The organism is Amycolatopsis sp. lyj-346 (assembly GCF_046548975.1).
GTDB lineage: Bacteria > Actinomycetota > Actinomycetes > Mycobacteriales > Pseudonocardiaceae > Amycolatopsis.
The window spans coordinates 320,106-343,193 of sequence record NZ_JAJPWT010000004.1 but is presented as its reverse complement, the minus strand read 5'-3'; the positions used below and the strand labels follow the sequence as shown (position 1 = coordinate 343,193).

Below are 23,088 nucleotides of genomic sequence, written 5' to 3'. Positions count from 1 at the left end.
CTCGTTAAAGCGTGTCCGAAGCGGCCGCGCGCAGCGTGCCCCCGGCGGTCGCGACGGTCACGACGTCGAGCGCGAGCAAGTCGTCGAAGGCGGCGTCGGCGGCGAGTTCGCGGACCTGGATCTGGTAGCGCGGGGTGGTCCGGTAGGTGCCGCCCTGCTCGTCGCTCACCGGGACCAGGAAACCCTGGTCGGCGAGGAACCGCAGGGCGCGGCTGACCATGCCGCGGGTCGTGTCGGCGGCGAGGCGGCCGTCCTTGGTGGCGGCCGCGGCGGGACGGCGGGTGTAGGCCCGCCACGCCTGTTCCAGCTCCGGCGCGTCGGCCAGGGGGTCGTTGTTGGCCTCGGCCTGCGCGGCGCGTTCGTCCAGCATCCGCGCGGCTTCGCGGACCATCGCGTCGACCTGCTCGACGCTGACGCGGCCGATGTAGGTGTCGTTGGCCAGGTCGTCGGGACGCGGGTAGCCCAGCGCCGCGGTGGCGAGGTGGATCAGCCCGTGCAGCACCTTCTCGGTCTCGCGGCGCTCGCGGATCTTGGCCTGGCGGGCGTAGGAGTCCATCTTGATCTCGAAGACGGACTCGTCGGTGGCCGCGAGGACCGCCCCCGCCTGCTGGTTGACCTCGAGGACCATGAGCCCGAGCCCGGCGGCGACGGCGTGGGTGAGGGCCTTGAACGCGTTGTCCTCGCCGTAGCGGCGCACGAGGTCGCCGTACACGACGTCACGCGCGGGCAGCTGCTTCGGCCGCATGCCGAAGGCGACCAGCCGGGCCGCGGCCTCGGCGTCCACGCTGCTGTGGGACAGCGCCATTACGCGACTTCCTCTTCTTCGTCGGCACGCTCTACGGCGGCGGTGGACAGGAGCAGGTCGGCGCCGCCGAAGTCCGGGTCGTCGAGCAGCGTGCCGTCGTCGACGGCGAGCAGCACCGAGCGGTCGCCTTGACGGCGGGCCGCGCCGATCCCGGGACTGTAGGCGTGGACCGCGCGCAGCGCGACCAGGGCGGCGAGCCCCGGCTGACGGCTGCGACGGGCTTCTTCGAGCAGCCCCGACAGCCTCCGCGGCACTTCGGGCAGGTCGAGGAGTTCGTCGGCGCGCCGCCAGACGTCGTCGCCGAACTTGTCGCTGACCTCGGCGGGCATGAGTTCCGGCTCGGGGATCTCGCCGACGAGCTGGTCTCGCTCGGGCGCGGGCCGCAGCAGCAGCGAGACCAGCGACGACAGCGACGGCACCACCGGCGGGGCGATCCCGGCGGCGGCGTGGAAGAAGTGTTCGACGGGGGCGACGGCGTCGGCCAGCGGGAGCCCGAGCGTGGGGACGAGGAGCTGGCCGAAGAGGTCCAGGGTCGCGCGCTGGGGCGGGCCGGAGAACTGCTGGCGGTCCTGCTCGGCGCGGAACACCGCACCCGCGTCGGCCAGGCGGGACTGCAGGCGGGTGTGCCGCCGGATGCAGTCGCCGACGATGTCGACGAGCTCGGCGGCCCGGCGCTTGCGGTCGAGGTCCTCGGTCTCGTCGCGGGCGGTGGTGATGTTCTTGAGGATGGCGTTCTCGGCGCGGAACCGGGCCTCGATGTGGCTCAGCGCGCTGTCCAGCAGTTCCGGGACCTCGCGTTCCCAGTCGACCGAGCGGACGTCGCGGCGGGTCGAGTCGAGCTTCGCGCGCAGCGTCTCGCCGTACTGGACGGTCCGGTAGCGGGCCTGCTCGGCGGCCAGCTTCGCGTCGGCCAGCCGGCCACGCGCAATCAGGTTTTCCAGCTTGACCTCGGCGGCGATGTGCGCCGACTCGACGTCGGTGTCGAGCGCACCGACCAGGACGTTGATGGCCTCGTCGGTGGCGCGCAGGTAGACCTCGCCGTCCGGGGCGGCCAGCTCGACCAGCAGCTTGAAGTCGAACTGGCGCCGCTGGTAGCCGCCCGGCCCGATCGAGCCGTAGACGCGCCGGAAGCCGCGGTCGGTGGTGCCGACGTTGATCAGGTTGTCCAGGACCCACTTGGCCACCCGGACGTGTTCCTCGGGCATCCGCGACGGCGCCTGCTGGGCGATGAACGGCAGCAGCCGGTCGATGACCTCGTCGTGGCCGGCGCCGGTGTCGAAGTCCATCGCGATGGTGACCTGATCGATCGTGTGCAGCGCGATCTCGGCCATCTGGTAGATCGTCGCGTCCGCCCAGTCGAGCTTCGCCTTCCGCGCGTCCAGGTCGTGCAGCGGCGCGGTGCAGGCCAGCGCCTTGAGGCGGCGCGTCAGCCCCTCGTCGGCCAGGCCCGGTGTCCCGGTCTCGTCGTCTCGCACAGCAGGCCAGGCTAGTCGGCCACCCTCTGCGCACGCCCGGGTGACGGGCTAACGTCCCTCCCATGCATGAGATGAGCCGTGACGAGTGGTGGAAATTCGCGTCCGAAGGCACCCGGACCGGCATGCTCGGCCTGGTCAGGGCCAACGGCGCCCCGATCGTGACGCCGATCTGGTTCCTGCTGAACGAAGGCCCGGACGGCGACGAGCTGATCTTCACCACCGGCACCGAGACGCTCAAGGGCAAGGCCATCGCCCGCGACGGGCGCATCAGCCTGGCCGTCGACGACCAGAAGCCGCCGTTCTCCTACGTCCAGTTCACCGCCGAGGCGCGGCTGACCCACGACTACGACGACATGCTCGAGTGGGCGACGAAGCTGGGCGGCCGGTACATGGGTGCCGAGCAGGCCGAGGCGTACGGCAAGCGCAACGCCGTCCCCGAGGAATCCCTCGTCCGGGCGAAGATCACCAAGGTGATCGCGCGGGCCGACATCGCCGGCTGACCCCGTTTCGCTGGTAATCTGCCCCCGGGGGTGGGGGTATGCCTTCAGGGGACAGACGCGACGCCGTCAAGGCGATCGTCAGCGCGGGCCAGCGGGAACTGGTGGCCGAGCTGGAACGCCTCGACGGCGGTGGCCGCTTCGGCCGGTCCGGCCGCACGCGGCGGCTCGAGCAGGGTGACGTCTTCGAACGCGCCGTGGTCAGCGCGGCCTTCTCGGACGAGTGCTTCGCGGCCGGGCTGTCGGTCGTGCTGCACCCGCGCAACCCGTACGTCCCGGCGTTCCAGGCGCACTTCCGCTACCGCGAAACCGCGGACGCGTGGTGGTTCGGCGGCAGTGCCGACCTCCTGCCCTGCTACGGCTTCGCCTCGGACGCGACGCACTTCCACCGCGTCCTGAAGAACCACTGCGACACGCTCGACCCGGCGTTCCACGCGCAGGCGAAACGCGCGTGCGACGACCGCTTCCGGCTTCCGCACCGCGACGAGGCCCGCGGCATCGGCGGCATCCTCTTCGACCACCTGAGCCTGCCCGGCCCGGACGGCTGGCGGCGTTCGGCGGCGTTCACGGCGGCGGGGATGGCCGCGATCGCGCCGGCGTACTTCCCGATCGTGCGGCGGCGGAAGGACGTGCCGTACGGCGAGCGCGAGCGGCAGTGGCAGCTGTACCGCCGCGGCCGGTACGTCGAGTTCACGCTCGTCCACGACGCGGCGACCGCGGTGCAGGCCGACGCCGAAGCGATCCTGACGGCGCTGCCGCCGCTGGCCCGGTGGGAGGCGGAGTTCACGCCCGAGCCGGGGAGCGCGGAGGCGGAGCTGGCGGCGTTCCTCGTCCCGCGTGACTGGGCGGCCGAAACCCCGGTGACAGCGGGCTGACTACCCAGCGCCCCAAGGTGGCCTTGGTTGCGTTCAACGCACCGAAGGCCACCTTGGGTGCGTTGAACGCACCGAAGGCCACATTGGGGCGCTTGAAGCGTGACTGTCGGCCGTCCGGGGGCAGGTGGCCCGGTGAGCGGGAAACCGTTGGCACACTGAGTGAGCCGTCGTGTCGACTATTGACAGGGCCCGCTCGGAGGGTGTGTGATCTGTCCCATAAATAGGAAACTTTCCTAACTATTGCCGCCGGTGGTTCGCCGCCCCTTCCGCCCCCGGTCACCGCCTGTCCCCCGACCCACGCAGGAGGCTCCCCGTGGCACCCCGTCCACCGTGGCGCGCGGTACTGGCCGGTACCGCCGTCGCAGCGCTCGGCCTCACCGCGATCACCCCGGTCACCGCGTGGGCCGCGTCCGCCGCGGACACCGATTACGAAGCCGAGAACGCCACCATCTCGCAGGGCGCGGTCGAATCGAACCACGCCGGCTACAGCGGCACCGGGTTCGTCGACTTCGACAACGTCGCCGGCAGCTACGTCGAATACTCCGTGAACGCCGCCCAGGCGGGCACGCACACGCTGACCTTCCGCTACGCCAACGGAACCACCGGCAACCGGCCGGTGAAGCTGACCGTCGACGGCGGCGACAAGGGCACCCTCGACTTCCCCGCCACCGGCGCGTGGACGACCTGGAAGACCGCCACCGCGACCGTCCAGCTCACCGCCGGCGTCAACAAGGTCCGCACCACCGCGACCACCGCCACCGGCGGCCCGAACGCCGACAAGCTCACCGGCACGTTCACCGCCCCGGTCGACGGCGAACCGCCCTCGCCGCCGTCGAACCTCGAGGCGAGCACCATCCTGCCCACCGCGGCGACCTTCGGCTGGACCGCCGCGACGGACAACGTCGGCGTCGTCCGCTACGAGATCAACCGCGGCGGCAACACCCTCAAGACCGTCGACGGCAGCACCACGAGCGCCACCGTCGACAACCTGACCCCGAACACGGCCTACGACATCTCGGTCGGCGCGTTCGACGCCGCGGGCAACCCGTCGCAGCAGAGCAACGTGGTCACCTTCACCACGCCGCCGAGCAACGACACCACCCCACCCAGCGTGCCGGGCAACCTGCGCTCCACCGGCGTCACCGCGAACAGCGTCTCCCTGGCGTGGAACGCCTCCACGGACAACGGCGGCACCGTCGCGGGCTACGACGTCTACCAGGGCGCCACGAAGGTGGCGACCACGACGTCGCTCGCGACGACGATCACGAACCTCGGCCCGGACACCTCGTACACGTTCACCGTCAAGGCCCGCGACCCCGACGGCAACAGCTCGGCCGCGAGCAACGCGGTCACCGCGAAGACCGGTGCGCCGGGCGGCGCGGGCGGCATCCCGGAGTACGACAAGGACATCGCGAAGGTCGATCTCGGCTGGTCGGTGGACTTCCTCCCGAACGGCAACGCGCTGGTGACCGAGCGGGACCGGTTCGAGATCGTGCTCGTCACGCCGTCCGGCCAGAAGACCACGCTGGGCAAGGTGCCGGGCGCGGTCACGACCACCGGCGAAGGCGGCCTGCTCGGCCTGGCGATCTCGCCGAACTGGGCGGCCGACCACGCGATCTACCTCTACCACACGGCTTCCGCCGACAACCGGATCGTGAAGATGACCTACGACGGCAGCACGCTGTCCTCGACGTCGACGCCGGTGCTGACCGGGATCGCGAAGAACCGCTACCACAACGGCGGCCGGATCAGGTTCGGTCCCGACGGCAAGCTGTACGCCACCGTCGGCGACGCGAAGAACAGCGGCAACGCGCAGAACAAGAGTTCTCTCAACGGGAAGGTCCTGCGGCTCAACTCCGACGGCTCCGCGCCGGGCGACAACCCCTTCTACGCCACCGGCGGCAACGCGCGGTACGTCTGGAGCTACGGTCACCGCAACCCGCAGGGCCTGGCCTGGGACTCCCGGGGCCGGCTGTGGGCGGCGGAGTTCGGCGAGAGCAGCCAGGACGAGCTCAACCTGATCCAGCGAGGCGGCAACTTCGGCTGGCCCAGCTGTGAAGGCACGCAAGGCAGCTGCAGCGGCTACCTCGCGCCGAAGAAGACCTGGTCCACTTCGCAGGCCGGGCCGAGCGGGCTGGAGATCGTCAACGACTGGATCTACCTCGCCGGCGTCACCGGGCAGCAGCTGTTCGCCATGCAGATCAACGCCGCCGGCACCGGCGTCGGCACGGTGTCGACGCTGTTCTCCGGCCGCTGGGGCCGGCTGCGCTCGGTCACCAGGACCCCGGCCGGCGGGCTCTGGCTGACCTCGACGAACAACGACAAGAACGGCGGTACGCCGTCGGCGCTGGACAACGTGATCGTGCGGCTGAAGTTCCCGGGCGGCTCGGCGGCGAGTGCCGTGCCGGGCGGCCAGTCCGGCGCGGCCGCCTGAAAGCCGCGGCAGGGGTGACCGGAGCGGCGCCGGTCACCCCTGCCGCCCTTACTGCGTCCCCGCCACCTTGCGCAGGTGGGCGTCGACGTCGAAGCCGTGTTCCTCCAGCCGGCGGCGGGCCAGCAGGAGCTCGTCGGGGGTGAACAGCTCGGCGTACTCCTCGCGGAGCATGACCGCCTCGGAGCTGCGGCCCAGCTGGTTCTTCTCCCAGAGCACGGTGAAGCCGCCCGCGGTGCCGGCCCCGCGCAGGAGCAGGCGGGCCGCTTCGACGCCGCCGTGTTCGCGCACCATGCGTTCGAACTGGGCGGGGCGGTAGCCGTAATCCTTGGCCAGCACCCGGCAGCCGTCGAGCAGGTCCTCGGTGAACCGCGCGGCGAGCCGGGCGTCGGCCGGGAGGGATGCGGCTGGTTCGGGCATGGGGGGCAACCTCTCGACGGGACGACTTCCCAGATTAATCGCGAACCGTACCGGTTTCGCTACGCCATTCGAGCAACGAATCCGCGAAGGGCACTCTCCGTGTCGGCACAAGCGGACAAAAGCGGCAAATCGAGACTGTCGGTGGTCTCTGCCATGCTGACCGCCATGCGAACCGTGGTCCACGGCGACGTTCACGTCCACTATGGACAGATCTACGTCCACGACGAGGCCGGAGAACCGTTCGAGGGTGACCTGACGGCGTGCTTCACCGGGCAACGCAACGGGCTGTGCGGCGCCGCGGTGCCCGGCACCCTCTTCCTCATCACCGGGCTGCACACCGGCGAGGTCGGCTTCACCGCCGAGGTGCACGAAACCGAACCACCGGACAGCGACGCGGAAGACGTCGTCGAGGTCACCTTCCGGGCCGAGGGCCGGACCGTGCTGGTCACCTGGGGCGGCTCGGACTGGTGGGACCTCGAGCTGGCTCCCGGCGACTACCGCGTCCGCTACGGCGGCACGGCGATGGACGCGGGCCGCGAACGCGACACCCGGCTCGGCGGCGAGCCTCGGCTGGACAGCTACCTGCTGCAGTTCTGGCCCGCACCGGCGGCCTCGGACGTCGTCGTCCGCGCATCGAGCGCGATCGCGGCCTACTGGCACGGTTTCGCGCGGGACCTGCCCCCGCCGCCGACCGAAGAGGAGCTCGCCGCCCGGCGGGAGGCGAGCCGACGGGCCGAGGAGGAAGCGCACGCGAAGGCGCGGCACGAGCAGCTGCTCCGCGAGTGGGGCGGGGTGCTGCCGGACGAACCGGTCCTGAACCTGCCGCCGGGCTCGCTGCGGGAGTTCGCCAAGCGCGACCGCGACCTGGCCGGGGCGGCGGTCGCCGCGGGGCCGGAAACCTGCCGCGCGCTCGCCCGCCGGGTGGCCCGCCTCGCGTTCGAGCGGGCCGGGCTCGACGGTGTCGGCTGGATCGCCGACGGCCTGCGCGCGATGGACGAGGGGACGGCCTTGCCCCCGCCGTTCGACGACTGGACCGCGGCGTGGGACCGGCTCCTGTCGGACCCGGAGGTCCCGAACACGCTGGTGCGCACGCCGGACGGACGGCACGACAACGCGTTGCAGCAGGCGATGGCGTTCCCGGCGATCTTCGCGGCGGTCGACGAGGATGCATCGGAAGCACTGGGCCAGGCGTTGTCGGCGGCCGGGTACACCTACGGCGACGATCAGGCGCGGTTGCTCGCGGAGGTGCGTGCAGCCTTGGCCGAGCTGACCGGAAGCGGCTGACGCGGCCGGGCTCACCAGCCGAACAACCCGCCCATGATCCGGGCGCAACGGGCCGTCATCGCGTCCGCGTCTTCCTCCGGGCGGTCGATCCACCAGCCGATCAGCGAGTCGACCACCCCGGTCCACACCTGCGCGACCGCGTCGATGTCGGCCGGGTCGGCCAGGCCGCGGGAGGTCAGCAGCTGGGTGGCGCCGAGCACCGCGAACGCGTCGAGCCGGTGGCGGTAGTCCGCTGCCGCCGCGGCGATGTCGCCCGTCGACGGCACCGTCGCGTCGCGCAGGAGGCGCCACGCGTAGCGGTCGTGGTCGAACGTCGTGAAGATCGCGGAGAGCACCTTCAGCGGCATCTGGTCGGGCTCGCCGCCGGCCGCCATGGTCGTCGCCACGCCTTCGGTGAGCCGGCCGCCCGCGCGGTGCAGACAGGCCAGGTACAGGCCGTCCTTCGAGCCGAAGTACTGGTACAGCAACGGCTTCGTGACCCCGACCCGGCGGGCGATCTCGACCATCGACGCGCCCGCGTACCCCGCCCGGCCGAACTCTTCGGTGCCGGCCACGACGAGCTGGGCCGCGCGCTCTTCGCGCGGCATGCCCTTGGTCCCGACCGCCCTTGACTCCGTCACGCGCGAGAGCCTACCGTGCGTGAAGTGACCCAAGGGTAAGTTACCGCATGGTCAGATCCGAGGAGGCGACGTGGCCGAGTTCCTGGCGCACCTGCGCGACCCCGTGCTGTTCGCGATTCCGGTGTTCCTGCTGTTCGTGGCGATCGAAATCGTCGCGGTGCACGTGCTGGGCCACGACGACAACGTCGTGGGCTACAGCGTCGCCGACACCCGCACGAGCATGCTGATGGGCACGGTCGCCGTCGGGGTCAACGCGCTGTTCCGGCTGGTGATGCTCGTCGTGTTCGCGGCGCTGTTCGAACTGGCGCCGGTCAAGCTCGACCCGCGCGACTGGTGGACGTGGGTGCTCATGCTGCTCGGCCAGGAACTGGTGTTCTACGCCTACCACCGGGCCAGCCACCGCGTGCGGCTGCTCTGGGCCGGCCACCAGGTGCACCACTCCAGCGAGCACTACAACTTCTCGACGGCGCTGCGGCAGAAGTGGACCCCGTACTTCCAGCTGCCGTTCTGGTCGGTGCTGGCGCTGTGCGGCATCCCGCCGTGGATGATCCTGACCGGCCTGTCGATCGACCTCGTCTACCAGTTCTTCGTGCACACCGAGAAGGTCGGCAAGCTGCCGCGCTGGTTCGAGTACGTCTTCAACACCCCGTCACACCACCGGGTCCACCACGGCAGCGACGCGGAGTACCTGGATGCCAACTACGGCGGCATCCTCATCGTCTGGGACCGGCTGTTCGGCAGCTTCGTCCCCGAAGGCAAGCGGCCGACGTACGGGCTGACGAAGAACATCGAGACGTACCACCTGCTCAAGGTGGGCTTCCACGAGTACGGCTCGATCCTGCGCGACCTCCGCGCGGCGCGGACGTGGCGCGAGCGCGCGGGCTACGTGTTCGGGCCACCCGGCTGGCAGCCCGAACACGTGCCCGCGTGAGCTACGCGATGTCCCGCAGCGCGAGGCTGTTCAGGGGCGGCCGCTGCGGTGAGGTCAGGTCGGTCAGCACGATCTCGCGCTCGACGCCGGGGGACGTCCCGCGCCGGAACTGCGCGAGCAGCGTCGCCGGCGGGGCCGCGGTGACCATCCGGCCGTGGCGCTCCAAGCGGTCGAAGAGCGTCTGCATGATCTGCCCGGACATCCGGCCCAGCGCCTGGGTGCTCTGGTGGCGGTGCGCGCGGTGGCCGAGGTCGACCTGGGCGAGCGCGTCGAGGCCGCGCTGTTCGAGCAGGTCGATGAGGTGCCCGACTTCGACGCCGTAGTTCGCGACGAACGGGATGCTCTCCAGCACCTCCCGGCGGCCCGCGTATTCACCGGCCAGCGGCTGGACGAACCCGGCGAGCTCCGGCCAGAACATGTTGAGCAGCGGGCGGGCGACGAGTTCGGTGACCCGGCCGCCGCCGTCCGCCTCGGTGCCGAGCGGGCGGTGGTAGAAACCCTTGACGTAGGCGACCGACGGATCGGTGAGCAGCGGGCCGAGCAGCCCGGTGACGTAGTCCGTGGTGAAGTCGTGCAGATCGCCGTCGACGAAGACGACGAGATCACCGCTCGTCGCCGCGACGCCCTTCCACAGCGCTTCACCCTTGCCGGCCAGCCCGCCGAGCTCGGGGAAGACGGCGTCCTGCGCGACGACGGCGGCCCCCGCGGCGGCGGCCACTTCGGCGGTGGCGTCGGTGGACCGGCTGTCGACGACGATCTCGTCGACGAGCACGCCGTACAACTCGTCCCGGATCGCCGCGACGATCGGACCGACGGTGGCTTCCTCGTTCCGGGCCGGGATGACCACGGACACCGTGGTCCCGCGTTTGGCCGCGACGAGCTCCCGGGTGGTCCAGTCCCCGGCCTTGCTGCTGCGCCGGGTGATCCAGGTGCCGATTTCCGGCGAAACCTGCAGCATGCGTTTCCCCTTCCCTCGTTCGCTTCCGAGGTTCGGGGTGCCGCGTTTCGAGCACCGCTCCACGGCGCTACCGCGGTGTTACGAGATGGCGGGTCGCGTTAACGCGGTGGACGAAAACCGGCTGACCAGCGACGATGCGGGCGGCGACCCGCGGGGGCCCTTCCCCGTCGGCGAAGCCGGCCGCTCGCCCCGCGGTGCGGAAACGGCTCGACCCGCGAACCCGCCATCGCCGAACCGTGGCCGCGGGACCTCGTCAGGCGTCTTCTTCTTCCAGCATCTCCGGCGTGACCGCCGACTCGGTGTCCGGGATGTTCAGGTCCTTGGCCCGCTTGTCCGCCATCGCCAGCAGCCGCCGGATCCGGCCCGCGACCGCGTCCTTCGTCATCTGCGGGTCCGACAGCTGGCCCAGTTCCTCCAGGGACGCCTGCCGGTTGGACAACCGCAGCCGGCCCGCCGCCAGGAGGTGGTCCGGGGCCGTCTCGCCGAGGATCTCCAGTGCCCGCTCCACGCGGGCCGCCGCCGCCACCGCCGCGCGGGCCGAGCGCCGCAGGTTCGCGTCGTCGAAGTTGGCCAAGCGGTTCGCCGTCGCCCGGACCTCGCGGCGCATCCGCCGCTCTTCCCACTGCAGGACGCTCGTGTGCGCGCCGAGGCGGGTCAGCAGGGCGCCGATCGCGTCGCCGTCGCGGACCACCACCCGGTCGGCTCCGCGGACCTCGCGGGACTTCGCCTGGATGCCCATCCGGCGCGCCGCGCCCACCAGGGCCAGCGCCGCCTCCGGGCCCGGGCACGTCACTTCGAGCGACGACGACCGGCCCGGTTCGGTCAGCGAACCGTGCGCGAGGAACGCGCCCCGCCACGCCGCTTCCGCGTCGGCCACTCCCCCGGACACCACGGCCGCGGGCAGCCCGCGCACCGGGCGGCCGCGCTGGTCGATCAGCCCGGTCTGGCGGGCCAGGCCCTCACCGTCCTTCACCACGCGCACGACGTACCGGGTGCCCTTGCGCAGCCCGCCGCTGGCGGTGATGACGTGGACGTCCGAATGGTGGCCGTACAGCTCGTGGATCTCCTTGCGCAGCCGTCGCGCGACCGAGCCCGTGTCCAGCTCCGCCTCCACGACCACCCGGCCGGCCACGATGTGCAGCCCGCCGGCGAAGCGAAGCAGCGACGCGACCTCCGCCCGGCGCGGCCCGATCTTCGTGATCTCCAGCCGGCTCAGTTCGTCTTTCACCGCGGCGGTCATCGCCATTACTGCCCCTCCCTGCCTTTCGCTCCTCCCCCGTGCTCCCCGCCGAGACCGAGAGCCTCCCGCATGCACAACGCGAGCGCATCAGGATCATGCCGTCCCGCCACTTCGGGGTCGGCCACCGCCCCCAGGTGTGCCCGGGCGCCCAGCCGTTCCGCCGCCCGCCGGAGATTCGCCGGGTCGGGCACGGAATCGCGGTCCGCGATCACCGCGTCGACCCGCAGATCGGGGGCGTGTTCGAAGAGTACGTCGAGATGCCGCTCCGGGGAGAATCCCGCGGTTTCCCCCGGCTGGGGGACAAGGTTGAGCACGAGCACCTTCGTCGCGGCCGTGCGCACGAGCGCGTCGTGCAGCCCCGGCACGAGCAGGTGCGGCAGCACACTGGTGAACCACGAGCCGGGCCCGAGGAACACGACGTCGGCGGCCAGCACGGCGTCGACGGCTTCCGTGCACGCCTGCGGCGGCCGCCCCGACCGGCCCGGCGTGTGCAGGCTGACGCGCTGCACCTGCCCCGGCGTCGACGCCACCGCGACCTGGCCGCGGATCGTGCGCACCGCCGCCGGGTCCTCGCTGTCGAGGCCGCTGACCTGCCCCACGATCTCCAGCGGCTCCGGCGACATCGGCAGCACCCGGCCCGAGACGCCCATCAGGCGGCAGGCCTCGTCGAGCGCGGCGACCGGGTCGCCGAGCACTTCGAAGAGCCCGGCCAGCAGCAGGTTCCCCACCGCGTGCCCGGCCAGTGCGCCGTCGCCGCCGAAGCGGTGCTGGAAGACCTCGGCCCACAGGGTGCCGCCGTCCTCCGCGGCGAAGGCGGCGAACGCCTGCCGCAGGTCGCCCGGCGGCAGCAGGCCGAGTTCGCGACGCAGCCTGCCGGACGATCCGCCGTCGTCGGCCACGGTCACGACCGCGGTGACGTCGGGGGTGACCCGGCGCACCGCGGACAGCGTGGCGTGCAGTCCGTGGCCGCCCCCGAGGGCGACCACGCGCACGTTATTCACGACCAAGGTCGCGGTGCACCACCTTCACGGCCATTCCGTCCTCTTTGGACAGACGCTGGGCGAGCTCCACGGACAGCGCCACGCTGCGGTGCTTGCCGCCGGTGCAGCCGACGGCCAGCGTCAGGTACCGCTTGCCCTCGCGCTTGTAGCCGGCGCCGATCAGCCGCAGCAGCTGGTGGTAGCGGTCGAGGAACTCCTCGGCTCCCTCCTGGGAGAGGACGTAGTTGCGGACCTCGCCGTCGAGCCCGGTGTGCTCCCGCAGCTCCGGGATCCAGAACGGGTTGGGCAGGAACCGGACGTCCATCACCAGGTCGGCGTCCATCGGCAGGCCGTACTTGTAGCCGAAGGACAGCACGGTGACGCGGGTCTGCGTGCTCGACTCGGACCCGAACGCGTCCTCGATCTTGGCGCGCAGGTCGTGCACCGACAGCGACGACGTGTCGAGCACCAGGTCGGCCTCTTCGCGCAGCGGCTCCAGCAGCGTCCGCTCCGCGGTGATGCCGTCGGCCAGCCGGCCGTCACCCTGCATCGGGTGGCCCCGGCGGACGGCCTCGAAGCGCCGTACCAGCACGGCGTCGGTCGCCTCCAGGAACAGCACCCGCGGCTTGTAGCCCCGGGCGTCGAGGTCCTTGATCACCGAGGCCAGGTCGTCGGTGAACGCGCGCGAGCGCACGTCCATCACCACCGCCACCTTCGTGATCGCGCCGCGCGCCTGCGCGCCCAGCTCGACCATGGTGGCGATCAGCTCCGGGGGCAGGTTGTCGACGACGAACCAGCCCAGGTCCTCCAGGCACTTGGCCGCCGTGCTGCGGCCCGCCCCCGACAACCCGGACACGACCGCGACCTCCATGCCGGAGCCACGGATCTCCTCTTGCGCACTCACTGTGTTTCCCTACTCCCCTGCTCCTGTGCCGTTGCTCGCGCCGGACTCCCCGGCCAGCGCGGCGACCACGGCTTCCGCGGTGCGCCTGCCGAAGCCGGGCACCGCCTCGATCTCTTCGACCCTGGCCTGCTTGAGCTTCTTCACCGAACCGAAGTGCTTGATCAGCGCGGTGCGGCGAGCCTGCCCCAGCCCGGGCACACTGTCCAATTCGGACGTCACCAGGCGCTTCGAGCGCTTCTCGCGGTGGTAGGCGATGGCGAAGCGGTGGGCCTCGTCACGGAGCCGCTGCAGCAGGTACAGCCCCTCCGACGTCCGGGGCAGGATCACCGGATCGGGGTCGGCGGGCAGCCAGACCTCTTCGAGCCGCTTCGCCAGCCCGATCACCGAGATGTCGGTGATGCCGAGCTCGGCCAGCACGTCGGCGGCCGCGGTGGCCTGCGGGCCCGCACCGTCGACGACCAGCAGGTTCGGCGGGTAGGCGAACTTCTTCGGCCGCCCGGTCTCCGGGTCGAGACCGGGTGTGCTCGACTCTTCCGCGGTTTCCTTGAGGTAGCGGTAGAACCGGCGCCGGACGACCTCGGCGATCGAGGCGACGTCACCCTCCGTGGCCGCCTCCCGCAGGGCGAAGCGCCGGTACTCGGACTTGCGTGCCAGCCCGTCCTCGAACACGACGAGCGACGCGACGACGTCGCTGCCCTGGATGTGGCTGATGTCGATGCACTCGATGCGCAGCGGCGCGGTGTCGAGCCCCAGGAACTCCTGCAGCTCGGTGAGGGCCGCCGAACGTGCCGTGAGGTCGCCGGCGCGGCGCAGCTTGTGCTGGGTGAACGCCTCCCCCGCGTTGCGCTGCACGGTCTCGGCCAGCGCCTTCTTGTCGCCGCGCTGCGGCACCCGCAGCTGGACCCGCGAGCCGCGCAGCCCGGTGAGCCACTCCGCGACCGCCTCGGCGTCCGCGGGCAGCTCCGGCACCAGCACCTCGCGCGGGACGACCGGGCCGGCATCGACGTCGTCGCGGGCGTCGAGCTCGGCCTCGTCGCCGTAGAACTGGGTGAGGAAGTGGTCGACCAGCGCCGGGACGTCCATCTCCTCGGCCTTGTCGATCACCCAGCCGCGCTGGCCGCGGACCCGGCCGCCGCGCACGTGGAAGACCTGGACCGCCGCTTCGAGGTCGTCGTGGGCGAACGCCACGACGTCGGCGTCCGTGCCGTCGCCGAGCACCACGGCCTGCTTCTCCATGGCGCGGCGCAGCGCGCCCAGGTCGTCGCGCAGCCGGGCGGCGCGCTCGAACTCCAGCTCCTCGGACGCGGCCGCCATCTCGGCTTCGAGGCGCTTGATCATGACGTCGGTCTTGCCGGCCAGGAAGTCGCAGAAGTCCTCGACGATGTCGCGGTGCTCGTCGGCCGAGACGCGGCCCACGCACGGCGCCGAGCACTTGTCGATGTAGCCGAGCAGGCAGGGCCTGCCGATCTGGCCGTGCCGCCGGAACACCCCGGCTGAGCAGGTGCGGGCCGGGAAGACGCGCAGCAGCAGGTCGAGCGTCTCCCGGATGGCCCACGCGTGCGCGTACGGGCCGAAGTACCGGACGCCCTTCTTGCGCGCGCCGCGGTAGACGTGCAGGCGGGGGAACTCCTCGCTCAACGTCACCGCGAGCATCGGGTAGCTCTTGTCGTCGCGGTAGCGGACGTTGAACCGGGGGTCGAACTCCTTGATCCAGTTGTACTCGAGCTGGAGCGCCTCGACCTCGGTGGTGACGACGGTCCACTCGACGCTCGCGGCCGTCGTCACCATCTGCCGCGTGCGCGGGTGCAGGCCGGAGAGATCGGCGAAGTAGGAGTTCAGCCTGCTGCGGAGGCTTTTCGCCTTGCCGACGTAGATGACCCGCTTGGTCGCGTCGCGGAATTTGTACACGCCAGGGGCATCCGGGATGCTCCCCGGCGAGGGACGGTAGGTGGTCGGGTCAGCCACCTCCCCAGACTATGGGTCGGCACCGACAGTTCTCGGTGGCCCCCCGCTGTCCGATCCGCCGGAAGTCGGGTCTTCGCACGCTTCCGACCTTCGTCGGTGTCCGTACCTGTGACGCGGTGGTTACTTTCCGACCGGCCGGTCCGGTCCCCCTCCGAAAGGATCACCACCGTGAGCTTTCTCCGTCTCCTCGGCGCCGCTTCCGCCGCGGCCGTCGCGCTGACCCTCGCCGGTGGCGCGGTCGCCTCCGCGGGCGTCCAGCCGAACATCGTCGGCGGCGGCACCGCCCCGGCGGTCTCCTGGGGCGCCCAGGTGTACGTCAACACGCCCGGGCGCGACTACCAGGGCTTCAACTGCTCGGGCACGGTCATCGCGTCGCGCTGGGTGCTGACCGCGGTGCACTGCCTCGACCAGGACGGCTCGGGCATGTACGTCCGGGTCGGCAGCAACACGCTGCTGTCGGGCACGAAGATCGCGGTCGACGGCGAGTACGAGTCCCCGAACGGCGACATCGCGCTGCTGCACCTGGCGTCGGCGGCCGGCACTTCGCCGATCTCCCTGGGCAGCTCGGACCCGGCCACCGGCAGCACCAACCAGATCTACGGCTGGGGCCGCACCACCCCGACCGGCCCGCCGGCGACGTCGCTGAAGACGGCGAACGTCCAGGTGACCGGCCGCTCCACGGACGCCTACGGCGGCCGCGCGATCCAGAGCGTCGGCATCAACGGCTCGGCGTGGAAGGGCGACTCGGGCGGGCCCGAGGTGGCGAACGGCGTGCAGGTCGGCGTCGCGTCGACGGTCCAGAACCAGAGCGGGTCCAACACGCGCGGCACGAACAACTACGCGAGCGTGGCGGCGAGCCGGTCCTGGATCCGGACGACTTCGGGCGTCTGAGGTCCTTCTTCGACGGGGCGGTGCTTCCGGCACCGCCCCGTTCCCGTCGGTGCCGTGTGGGATGCTCGCGGGCATGCGGATCGCCACCTGGAACGTGAACTCCATCATCCCCCGTCTGCCCCGGGTGCTGGGCTTCCTGGAGGAGACGGCGCCGGACGTGCTGTGCCTGCAGGAGCTCAAGAACACGACCGAGGCGTTCCCGGCGGCCGAGATCGAAGCGCTCGGCTACGAGGTCGCGGCGTACGGGCTGGGGCGCTGGAACGGCGTCGGCATCGTGTCGCGGGTGGGCCTGTCGGACGTCGTGCGCGGGCTGCCGGGCGAGCCGCAGTTCGACGGGGCTTCCGAGGCCCGCGCGATCGGAGCGACGTGTGGCGGCGTGCGGGTGTGGTCGGTGTACGTGCCCAACGGGCGTGAGCCGGACAACCCGCACTACGCGTACAAGCTGGAGTGGCTCGAGGCACTGCGGTCGCTGGTCGCGGCGGAGGTGTCTTCGGGTCCGTTCGCGGTCCTCGGGGACTTCAACGTGGCCCCGACGGACGCGGACGTCTGGGACATCGCGCTGTTCGCGGAGTCGACCCACGTGACGAAGCCGGAGCGCGACGCCTTGGCCCGGCTGCGGGACCTCGGCCTGTCGGACGTGTTCCCGCGGCCGCTGAAGTACGACCACCCGTTCACGTACTGGGACTACCGGGCCGGGAACTTCCCGAACAACAAGGGCATGCGGATCGACCTGGTGTACGGCAACGAGCCGTTCGCCGGCGCGGTGACGGATTCCTATGTGGACCGCAACGCCCGCAAGGGCAAGGGCCCGTCGGACCACGCACCGATCGTCGTCGACCTGGACCTCTGACCCGAGCCCCCAGCGCCCCAAGGTGGCCTTCGGTGCGCTCAACGCACCCAAGGTGGCCTTCGGTGCGTTGAACGCAACCAAGGCCACATTGGGGCGCTGGAGAAGCCGGGAGGGCAGGGGTCAGAAGTTGGCGGCGCGGTGCAGTTTCCGCAGGGCCCGCACCGCTTCCACCGCCCGATCGCGGTCCACCGCCTGCACGGCCATCACCGCGTGGTACTCGTCGTCCGGCAGCTCCAGCCGCGCCCACGACGCCCCGTCGGGGAAGCTCACCGACAGCACGTCGCTCCACGCGAAACGGCGGGTGATCAGCACGTTCCGGACCTCGATGCCCTCGGCGTCGGCCCGCACGCGCGCGATCGCGAACAACATCACCCCGCACGCCAGCAGGATCCCGATGCCCACCATCGCCGCCTGGTCGGAACGCTGGAAGCGCACCCCCGTGTCGCCGGTGCGCAGCAGGACCGCCACCACCACGAACACCGCCAGCAGCGCCACCGCCAGCACGCTGCACATGATCATCGCGCGCCGCGGGCGGATCACCAGAAGAGTCTTCACGGTCACACGAAACCCCGCTCGGTCCACGGCTGGCGCAGGCTCCGCAGCACGTGCGCGGAGTCCAGGGCCGCCACCGTCGCCTCGTAGCCCTTGTCCTCTTTCGAGCCCGGACGGCCCGACCGGTCGACGGCCTGCTCGTGCGTGTCGCACGTCAGGACGCCGTTGCCGACCGGGGTGCTCTCGTCGAGCGCCACCCGGGTCAGGCCCGCCGTCACCGCGTCGCACACGTACTCGAAGTGCGGGGTGCCGCCGCGGATGACCACGCCGAGCGCGACCACCGCGTCGTGGGTGCGGGCCAGCGCCTGCGCCACCACCGGGAGCTCGACCGCGCCGGCGACGTGGACGACCGTCGGATCCTCTTCGAGCTCGGCTTCGCGCGCCGCGACCAGCGCCCGCTCCAGCAGGACGCCGGTGATGTCCGCGTTCCAGCGGGTGACGACGATGCCGAGCTTCAGCGACTTGCAGTCGGAAAGGTCCAGCTTGACGTCGGGACGGCCTTCGCCGCTCACAGTGCTCCTCCGTCGGGGTGCTCGGGGCGCGCGCCGACCTGGTCGTAGTGCTCCAGCTGGGCCAGGTCGTGGCCCATCCGGTCGCGCTTGGTCCGCAGGTAGCGCAGGTTCTCCGGGTTCGGCGAGATCGGCAGCGGCACGCGCCCGGTGACGCGCAGGCCGTAGCCCTCCAGGCCGATCCGCTTGGCCGGGTTGTTGGACAGCAGCCGCATGGTGCGGACGCCGAGGTCGCACAGGATCTGCGCGCCGGTGCCGTAGTCGCGGGCGTCGGCCGGGACGCCGAGCGCGAGGTTCGCGTCGACGGTGTCCGCGCCGTCGTCCTGCAGCTGGTAGGCCTGCAGCTTGTGCAGGAGGCCGATGCCGCGGCCCTCGTGGCCGCGGATGTAGAGCACGACGCCGCGGCCCTCGGTGGCCACCGCTTCCAGTGCCGCCTCCAGCTGCGGGCCGCAGTCGCAGCGCAGCGAGCCGAAGACGTCGCCGGTGAGGCACTCGGAGTGCACCCGCACCAGGATGTCCTGGCCGTCGCCGATCTCGCCGTAGACGAACGCGACGTGCTCGATGCCGTCGAGGAGCGAGTCATAGCCCACCGCGCGGAACGTGCCCGCGGCCAGCGGGATGCGTGCCTCGGCGACCCGCTCGACCTGCTTCTCGGTGCGGCGGCGGTAGGCGATCAGGTCGGCGATGGTGATGATCGCCAGGTCGTGGTCGGCGGCGAACACCTCGAGCTCGTCGCGGCGCGCCATGTCGCCCTCGTCCTTCTGCGACACGATCTCGCAAAGCACGCCGGCGGGGGCGAGCCCGGCCATCCGGGCCAGGTCGACCGACGCCTCGGTGTGCCCGGGGCGGCGCAGCACGCCGCCCTCCTTCGCGCGCAGCGGCACGACGTGGCCGGGACGCCGGAAGTCCTTCGCCGTGGACGAAGGGGCGGCGAGCAGCCGGATCGTGTGCGCGCGGTCGGCGGCGGAGATGCCGGTGCTGATGCCCTCGGCGGCGTCGACCGTGACGCTGTACGCGGTGCCCCGCGCGTCCTGGTTGGTGTGGTACATCGGCGGCAGGTCGAGCCGGTCCGCCTCGGACTCGGTCAGCGCCACGCAGACGTAGCCCGAGGTGTAGCGGACCATGAAGGCCAGCAGCTCGGGCGTCGCCTTCTCGGCGGCGAAGATGAGGTCACCCTCGTTCTCGCGGTCCTCGTCGTCGACCACGACGACCGGGCGGCCCGCCGCGATGTCCGAGATCGCCCGCTCGATGGCGTTGGCGTCGAACACCGCTCCGCTGCCGCACGGGGTCCAGCCCGCCTCGGGCTCTGCCGCACTCGTCTCACTCATGCGCACACCTCGCTGACGCTCGGCGCGGCCTGAGCCGAATACGCAGTGTTGGATGATTCGTTCGCAGGCTCACTCATGACCGCTCCTCCGTGCCGCCGTCCCGATTGTGCACCTGGTCGCGGATGTGGGCCTCGGCCAGCTTTTCCACGTACTTCGCGACCACGTCGACCTCGAGGTTGACCAGGTCGCCGGCTTCCCGGCGGCCGAGGGTCGTCACTTCGAGGGTGGTCGGGATCAGCGCCACCGCGAACTGGTCGGCGCTGATCGCCGCGACCGTCAGCGACACGCCGTCGACCGCGATCGAGCCCTTCTCGACCACGTACCGGGACAGGTGCGCCGGCAGCGCGAACGTCGTGACGCCGTTCTCGTCGCGGCCGAGGAAGACGCCGGTCCCGTCGACGTGGCCCTGCATGATGTGCCCGCCGAGCCGGCCGCCGGCCGGGGTGGCGCGTTCGAGGTTGACCCGGTCGCCGACCGCGACCTTGGCCAGGCTCGACCGCTGCAGCGTCTCGTGGACGACGTCCACGGTGAACTCGCCGCCCGCCACCTCGACGACGGTCAGGCAGACCCCGCTGACCGCGATCGAGTCGCCGTGCCCGGCGTCGCTGGTGACCAGCGGGCCGCGGACGCGCAGCCGGGCCGCGTTCGTCAGCTGCTCGACCGCGGTGACTTCGCCGATCTCCTCGACTATGCCGGTGAACACGTGCGCTGCCTCCTTGTGAGCCGGTCCTGCCATCCAACACCCGTCGCGGCCCGGTGGCTTCTCCGGTGCCGCTCCCGCGTCAGCCGGCCCGGCCGCGAGCCGCCTGTTCGCGCAGCGCGGCGACCGCCTTGCCCGGATCGACGGCGCCGTAGACGGCGGATCCGGCGACGAAGCAGTCGACGCCCGCCTCGGCGGCCTGCTCGATGGTGTCGGCGTTGATCCCGCCGTCGATCTCGACGATCAGCTTCAGGTGCCCGGTGTCGACCAGCCGCCGCGCGGTGCGGACCTTCTCGAGCACGTCGGCGATGAACGACTGCCCGCCGAAGCCCGGCTCGACCGACATGACCAGCAGCGTGTCGTAGTGCTTGAGGGCGTCGAGCCACGGCTCGAGCGCGGTGCCCGGCTTGATCGAGAGGCCGGCCTTGGCCCCCGCGGCACGCAGGTTCTTCGCCAGCGCGACCGGGTCCTTCGCGGCCTCGGCGTGCACGGTGACGTTGTAGGCGCCGGCCTCGGCGTACCCGACCGCCCAGCGGTCCGGGTCGTCGATCATCAGGTGGCAGTCGATCGGCAGGTCGGTGCTGTCGATCAGGGCCTTGGCCACGGGCAGGCCGAGGGTCAGGTTGGGCACGAAGTGCGCGTCCATCACGTCGACGTGGACCCAGTCGGCGCGGGTCTCCCCGTCGCCGGCGACGGCGGCGATCTCATCGCCGAGCCGGGCGAAGTCCGCCGCGAGGATGCTGGGTGCGATCAAAGGTCGGTCTGCCACGTCCCGAGTGTAGGAGGGCCGCGCTAACGCTCGCTAACCGGTGACAACCGAGGCTTCGCCCCGGGCCGGGGGCTCCGCCACCCGGACCCCCTAAAAGCGTGGTTGTGACCAGGATCTGGCTCCGGAGAGGGAGGTCACGGACCACCGGCGCCCCATAACCTCGCTGCATGTCCGGATTCCTGGTGTCCCTGGTGCGGGTCGGCAGCTACCGCAGCCTCCCGTACGCCGTCGCGTGTGCCGTCCTCACGGTGCCGATGTCCCCCTTCGCCTTCGCCGCGGCGGTGTCCGTCGAGGCCGACTCCCGCGTGCGGGCCCTGCTCGCCTTGCTCGCCCTGGCGGTGCTGATGGGGCTGCTGGGCCTGCTGGGACCGGTCCGGCGGATCGGCATCGGCCTGGCGAACACCCTGCTCGGCACCGCGATCCCGGCCCCGGGCGGACGTCCCGACGCCGGTTCGCGGCTGCGTTCGGGCCTGTGGCTCGCGCTGCACACGGCGCTGAGCGGCATCCTGCTCACCGTGCTCGCCTTCCTCTGCCTGGGCCTGCTCGTGCCCGCGGTCTGGCTGGCCGGCGGCCAGGACAGCATCGACCTGGTCTGGGACGACGTCCCGCTCGGCGGGTGGACGGTCCCCTTCGGGGTGGTGCTGCTCGTCGTGGCGCTGGTGTTGTCCGTGGGCGCCACCCGCGGCTTCCGGACCGGCGCGGAAACCCTGCTGGGCCCGTCCGGCGCCGAACTCGCGGCGCTGGCCGAACGCCGTACCGCGGTGCTGGCCCAGCGCAACCGGCTGGCCCGCGAGCTGCACGACTCGATCGGGCACACGCTCACGACGTCGACGATCCAGGCGGCGGCCGCGGCCGACCTGGTCGAGGCGGACCCCGCCCAGGTCCGGCGCGCACTCGGCACGATCGAAGAAGCGTCTCGAAGCGCTCTCGAGGACCTCGACCACGTCCTGGGGCTGCTCCGCGACGAGCCGGCCGCGAAGGCGCCGGCCCGCACGCTGGCCGAAGTCGACGTCCTCGCCGTGCGTGCCCGCGAAGCCGGGCTCGACGTCCGGCTGGCCGTCACCGGGCCGGTCGCCGCGCTGCCCGCCACGGTGTCGCGCGAGGGCTACCGGATCGTCCAGGAGGGCCTGACCAACGCGTTGCGCCACGCCGGCCCGGGCGCGGTCGACGTCCGGGTCGAGGCCGGGCCGGACCGGCTCGGCATCGCGGTCGTCAACGCGCTGCCCGGCGACGGGCCGCGGACCGGGCGGCGCGGGCTGGCCGGGCTCGCCGAGCGCGTCGAAGCCCTGCGCGGCGAGCTCGACGCCGGTCCGGACGGGCAGCAGTGGCGGCTGAGCGCGTCCATCCCGCTGCGGGCGGGCGCGTGACGCCGACGGTGCTGCTCGCCGACGACGAGCCGCTGGTCCGCACCGGGCTGCGGGCGCTGCTGGAGCAGCAGGGCCTGCCGGTGGTCGGCGAGGCGGCCGACGGCGGCGAGGTCCTGGAGGCGGTGCGGCGGACCGGGCCGGACGTCGTGCTGATGGACGTCCGGATGCCCGGCACGGACGGCATCGAGGCCACCCGCCAGGTGCTCGCGGCACTCGCGGAACCGCCGAAGATCCTGGTCGTCACGACGTTCGACAACGACGACTACGTGCACGAGGCACTGCTGGCCGGGGCCAGCGGGTTCCTGCTGAAGCGGGCGCGCAAGGAGGAGATCGCGCACGCCGTGCGGACGGTCGCCGCCGGGGAGTCCCTGCTGTTCCCGGAGGCGATCCGGCGGCTGGTGAGCGGGCGGGTCCCGGGCAGCGGCGCGCACGCGCGGGCGGCGAAGACGCTGACCCGCCGCGAAGCCGAGGTGCTGCGGCTCATCGCCACCGGACTGTCCAACCAGGACATCGCGGCGGCGCTGGTGATCAGCCTGGAGACGGTGAAGACCCACGTGGGCAACATCTTCGCCAAGCTCGGCGCCGGCAACCGCAGCCAGGCCGTCGTCATCGCGTACGAAGCCGGCGTGGTGCGGCCGGGCCACCTCGCCGGGCACTGAGGATGGTGGGGTAAACCGCAGGAAGATCCGGTGGTCTGCCCCATCCCCTCCGGCATCGCGGCTCCCTAACCTGGGAAT

General features: G+C 71.8%; 22 protein-coding genes and 1 pseudogene. 9 read left to right on the top strand and 14 right to left on the bottom strand.

Annotated features, from left to right (window positions below; genetic code table 11):
- Positions 1-4 precede the first annotated feature (4 nt).
- Together ACLJQE_RS16560 and ACLJQE_RS16555 are read right to left on the bottom strand one after the other, a co-directional pair.
- Positions 5-805: a hypothetical protein gene (locus ACLJQE_RS16560; protein ID WP_410640100.1), complete on the bottom strand. Its 801-nt coding sequence runs from the start codon at positions 803-805 to the stop codon at positions 5-7.
- The gene (locus ACLJQE_RS16555; protein ID WP_410640099.1) at positions 805-2,280 is read right to left on the bottom strand and encodes a hypothetical protein; all 1,476 of its coding nucleotides are present in this window, start codon (positions 2,278-2,280) and stop codon (positions 805-807) included. The genes ACLJQE_RS16560 and ACLJQE_RS16555 overlap by 1 nt, the downstream gene beginning before the upstream one ends.
- Positions 2,281-2,342: 62 nt before the next feature.
- Between ACLJQE_RS16555 and ACLJQE_RS16550 the strand changes: the two genes are divergently transcribed.
- From ACLJQE_RS16550 to ACLJQE_RS16540, 3 genes and pseudogenes are all read left to right on the top strand, one after another.
- Complete coding sequence (locus ACLJQE_RS16550; protein WP_410640098.1) at positions 2,343-2,780, top strand: PPOX class F420-dependent oxidoreductase; 438 nt, start codon at positions 2,343-2,345, stop codon at positions 2,778-2,780.
- Between the two features lie 38 nt (positions 2,781-2,818).
- Entirely contained in the window at positions 2,819-3,652 is an 834-nt protein-coding gene (locus ACLJQE_RS16545; protein WP_410640097.1) for a coproporphyrinogen III oxidase, read from the top strand.
- A gap of 313 nt (positions 3,653-3,965) precedes the next feature.
- A pseudogene (locus ACLJQE_RS16540) lies at positions 3,966-6,065 on the top strand (PQQ-dependent sugar dehydrogenase); the annotation flags it as partial.
- Positions 6,066-6,134: 69 nt separating this feature from the next.
- Here ACLJQE_RS16540 and ACLJQE_RS16535 read toward each other — a convergent pair.
- Positions 6,135-6,503, bottom strand: coding sequence for a hypothetical protein (locus ACLJQE_RS16535; RefSeq protein WP_410640096.1), 369 nt, complete (start codon positions 6,501-6,503; stop codon positions 6,135-6,137).
- 165 nt (positions 6,504-6,668) lie between these two features.
- On the opposite strand from ACLJQE_RS16535, the gene ACLJQE_RS16530 reads away from it, so the two are divergent.
- Positions 6,669-7,787: a hypothetical protein gene (locus ACLJQE_RS16530; RefSeq protein WP_410640095.1), complete on the top strand. Its 1,119-nt coding sequence runs from the start codon at positions 6,669-6,671 to the stop codon at positions 7,785-7,787.
- 11 nt (positions 7,788-7,798) lie between these two features.
- Here the strand turns inward: ACLJQE_RS16530 and ACLJQE_RS16525 are convergent, their stop codons facing one another.
- A complete protein-coding gene (locus ACLJQE_RS16525) occupies positions 7,799-8,407 on the bottom strand; it encodes a TetR/AcrR family transcriptional regulator (RefSeq protein ID WP_410640094.1) in 609 nt (202 codons plus the stop codon).
- A 70-nt stretch (positions 8,408-8,477) separates the two neighbouring features.
- Here ACLJQE_RS16525 and ACLJQE_RS16520 point away from each other — a divergent pair, with 70 nt between their 5' ends.
- On the top strand, positions 8,478-9,338 hold the full coding sequence (locus tag ACLJQE_RS16520) for a sterol desaturase family protein (protein ID WP_410640093.1): 861 nt from the start codon (positions 8,478-8,480) through the stop codon (positions 9,336-9,338).
- Between the two features lies 1 nt (position 9,339).
- On the opposite strand, the gene ACLJQE_RS16515 is transcribed toward ACLJQE_RS16520, so the two are convergent.
- The 5 genes from ACLJQE_RS16515 to uvrC all read right to left on the bottom strand — a co-directional run bounded on the left by ACLJQE_RS16515 (position 9,340) and on the right by uvrC (position 15,385).
- Positions 9,340-10,296 carry a glucosyl-3-phosphoglycerate synthase gene (locus ACLJQE_RS16515; protein ID WP_410640092.1) on the bottom strand — a complete coding sequence of 319 codons (957 nt, stop codon included), beginning with the start codon at positions 10,294-10,296 and terminating at the stop codon, positions 9,340-9,342.
- 253 nt (positions 10,297-10,549) lie between these two features.
- Entirely contained in the window at positions 10,550-11,542 is a 993-nt protein-coding gene (whiA, locus tag ACLJQE_RS16510) for a DNA-binding protein WhiA (RefSeq protein ID WP_410640091.1), read from the bottom strand.
- On the bottom strand, positions 11,542-12,528 hold the full coding sequence (locus tag ACLJQE_RS16505) for a gluconeogenesis factor YvcK family protein (protein ID WP_410640320.1): 987 nt from the start codon (positions 12,526-12,528) through the stop codon (positions 11,542-11,544). The genes whiA and ACLJQE_RS16505 overlap by 1 nt, the downstream gene beginning before the upstream one ends.
- A 1-nt stretch (position 12,529) precedes the next feature.
- Entirely contained in the window at positions 12,530-13,387 is an 858-nt protein-coding gene (gene rapZ, locus ACLJQE_RS16500) for an RNase adapter RapZ (RefSeq protein WP_410640319.1), read from the bottom strand.
- Positions 13,388-13,429: 42 nt separating this feature from the next.
- The gene (uvrC, locus tag ACLJQE_RS16495) at positions 13,430-15,385 is read right to left on the bottom strand and encodes an excinuclease ABC subunit UvrC (RefSeq protein ID WP_410640090.1); all 1,956 of its coding nucleotides are present in this window, start codon (positions 15,383-15,385) and stop codon (positions 13,430-13,432) included.
- Between the two features lie 168 nt (positions 15,386-15,553).
- On the opposite strand from uvrC, the gene ACLJQE_RS16490 reads away from it, so the two are divergent.
- On the top strand, positions 15,554-16,276 hold the full coding sequence (locus tag ACLJQE_RS16490; RefSeq protein ID WP_410640089.1) for a S1 family peptidase: 723 nt from the start codon (positions 15,554-15,556) through the stop codon (positions 16,274-16,276).
- 73 nt (positions 16,277-16,349) lie between these two features.
- Entirely contained in the window at positions 16,350-17,126 is a 777-nt protein-coding gene (locus ACLJQE_RS16485; RefSeq protein WP_410640088.1) for an exodeoxyribonuclease III, read from the top strand.
- Positions 17,127-17,246: 120 nt separating this feature from the next.
- Here ACLJQE_RS16485 and ACLJQE_RS16480 read toward each other — a convergent pair whose 3' ends face one another.
- The 5 genes from ACLJQE_RS16480 to rpe all read right to left on the bottom strand — a co-directional run bounded on the left by ACLJQE_RS16480 (position 17,247) and on the right by rpe (position 20,969).
- Complete coding sequence (locus tag ACLJQE_RS16480; RefSeq protein WP_410640087.1) at positions 17,247-17,687, bottom strand: PH domain-containing protein; 441 nt, start codon at positions 17,685-17,687, stop codon at positions 17,247-17,249.
- A complete protein-coding gene (gene ribH / locus ACLJQE_RS16475; RefSeq protein ID WP_410640086.1) occupies positions 17,684-18,190 on the bottom strand; it encodes a 6,7-dimethyl-8-ribityllumazine synthase in 507 nt (168 codons plus the stop codon). Before ribH ends, ACLJQE_RS16480 begins: the two co-directional genes overlap by 4 nt.
- Complete coding sequence (locus ACLJQE_RS16470; protein ID WP_410640085.1) at positions 18,187-19,515, bottom strand: bifunctional 3,4-dihydroxy-2-butanone-4-phosphate synthase/GTP cyclohydrolase II; 1,329 nt, start codon at positions 19,513-19,515, stop codon at positions 18,187-18,189. Before ACLJQE_RS16470 ends, ribH begins: the two co-directional genes overlap by 4 nt.
- Before the next feature lie 73 nt (positions 19,516-19,588).
- Positions 19,589-20,218 carry a riboflavin synthase gene (locus tag ACLJQE_RS16465; RefSeq protein ID WP_410640084.1) on the bottom strand — a complete coding sequence of 210 codons (630 nt, stop codon included), beginning with the start codon at positions 20,216-20,218 and terminating at the stop codon, positions 19,589-19,591.
- Positions 20,219-20,297: 79 nt separating this feature from the next.
- Entirely contained in the window at positions 20,298-20,969 is a 672-nt protein-coding gene (gene rpe / locus ACLJQE_RS16460) for a ribulose-phosphate 3-epimerase (protein WP_410640318.1), read from the bottom strand.
- Between the two features lie 182 nt (positions 20,970-21,151).
- Here rpe and ACLJQE_RS16455 point away from each other — a divergent pair, with 182 nt between their 5' ends.
- Both ACLJQE_RS16455 and ACLJQE_RS16450 read left to right on the top strand, forming a co-directional pair.
- Positions 21,152-22,351 (top strand): sensor histidine kinase, encoded by a 1,200-nt coding sequence (locus tag ACLJQE_RS16455; RefSeq protein ID WP_410640083.1) that lies wholly within the window; start codon positions 21,152-21,154, stop codon positions 22,349-22,351.
- Positions 22,348-23,010 (top strand): response regulator, encoded by a 663-nt coding sequence (locus tag ACLJQE_RS16450; protein ID WP_410640082.1) that lies wholly within the window; start codon positions 22,348-22,350, stop codon positions 23,008-23,010. The genes ACLJQE_RS16455 and ACLJQE_RS16450 overlap by 4 nt, the downstream gene beginning before the upstream one ends.
- Positions 23,011-23,088: the final 78 nt, after the last annotated feature.